Origin of the sequence: Sphingobium limneticum (assembly GCF_008710155.1) — a bacterium.
Lineage (GTDB): Bacteria > Pseudomonadota > Alphaproteobacteria > Sphingomonadales > Sphingomonadaceae > Sphingobium > Sphingobium limneticum.
In genome coordinates this window covers 1-1,703 of the sequence record NZ_VYPZ01000082.1, presented here as the reverse complement: position 1 = coordinate 1,703, position 1,703 = coordinate 1, and the positions used below count along the sequence as shown (strand labels likewise).

The window sequence follows — 1,703 nt, the reverse complement described above, 5'->3', positions numbered from 1 at the left end:
GTAGGCATTCGGTGAAGGCCGCGGATCAGGCGGCTTCGCGTTGATCTTCGGCTGCGCGCCAATTCCATGGCAGCAGTTCGTGGAGACGGTTCTGGGGGATGTCGGCGATGCTGCTGAGCACATCGGCGAGCCATGCCTGCGGATCGATGTCGTTGAGCTTTGCCGTGGCGATAAGGCTCAGCATGAAGGCGGTGCGCTGGCCACCACGATCTGAACCAGCGAAGAGCCATGATTTTCTGCCCAGGGCTATGCCTCGAAGCGCCCGTTCCGCCGCGTTGTTCGTCAGGCAGATGCGGCCATCGTCGAGGAAGGCTGCGAAGGCGGGCCATGCCTTGAGCATGTAATCCATGGCCTCGGCCACATCGCTGTTCTTTGACAGCTTTGACCGGTTGTCGCGCATCCATTCTTCCAGATCGGCAACCAGCGGTGCGCTGAGTTCCTGTCGAAGGGCGTGGCGCTCCTGGGCCGGTCTGCCGTTGATGGCGCGCTCAATGTCAAAGATCGCGTCGATACGGCGGACCGCCTCCACCGCCAGCGGCGAGATGACGGCCTTTTTGCGGCGCTTCTTGAGCTGCGCGGCGATATCGGCCAGCTCGAAGAAATAACGGCGCGCATGGCTCCAGCACAGGGCGCGGGTCAGCGGCGCTGGCAGTCTGTCGGCGTGGAACAACGCATTATATCCGGCATAGGCATCGGCCTGGAGAATGCCTCTCCAACTGCGCAGATGGCTCACAGGATGTTCGCCCCGCCGGTCACGGGAATAATGGAAGATCGCCGCTGGCGGCGCCGGTCCGCCAAAAGGTCGATCATCCCGAACATAGGTCCAGATCCGGCCCGTATCGGTCTTGGTCTTGGCCAGCACTGGCACCGTCGTATCGTCGCCATGCAATCGCTCGGCGGCAAGGACGTGGGCTTCGATCAGGAGATAGAGCGGCATCAGCGCGGCGGTGCAGGTGCCGACCTGATCGGCCAGAGTGGAAAGGCTCAGGTCCACGCCTTCCCGGGCATAGCGATCACGCTGGCGGTTGAGCGGCTGATGCGCGCCGAACTTCTCGAACAGCAGCATCGCCAGGAAGCTGGGGCCAAATAGCCCACGGGGCGTCACATGGAAAGGCGCCGGCGGTTGTGCGATCTTCTCACAATCCCGGCAGGAGAACTTCTCCCGCACGGTCTGAACCACCTTCCACTGTCGCGGCACAACCTCGAGTGTCTCGGTGATATCCTCACCCAGCTTGCACAGCCGATCCGAGCCGCAGCAGGGGCAGGCCTGGGGCGCAGCGATGACAACGCGCTCGCGTGGCAGATGTTCGGGCAAGGGCTTGCGCGCGGGCCGCTTGCGCTCGAACGGCGCGACATTGGTCTTCGCTGCCGCCAACGCGGCCAACGCCTCGTCTTCGCTGGCAGCGGTCTCGCACTCCTCGAACGTCAGCTCCATCTGGTCGAGCAGATGGCGCGTGCGTTCGGATCGCTGACCAAAAAGAGTGCGGCGCATCTTCTCGTTTTGCAGTTGGAGAAGGGCGTTGCGGGCTTCCAGGTCGGCGTTGATGGCCTTGATGCGGGCGACTTCAGCGGCGACAGCCTGGGCTGCGGCAAGCTGCGCGCGAAGGCTCTGGATCTCTGCTTGCGCCGCGCCACCCATGCCCAAAGGCGTAGCAGAAAAGCACCGAAATCTCTAGCTTTTTAGCTCTCCGGCATCGATTATC

General features: G+C 63.1%; 1 protein-coding gene. It reads right to left on the bottom strand.

All coding sequences use genetic code 11. The annotated features are described in order from the left end of the window. Positions 1–25: 25 nt before the first annotated feature. Positions 26–1,639: an IS66 family transposase gene (gene tnpC / locus F4U94_RS24025; protein ID WP_120249823.1), complete on the bottom strand. Its 1,614-nt coding sequence runs from the start codon at positions 1,637–1,639 to the stop codon at positions 26–28. Positions 1,640–1,703 lie beyond the last annotated feature (64 nt).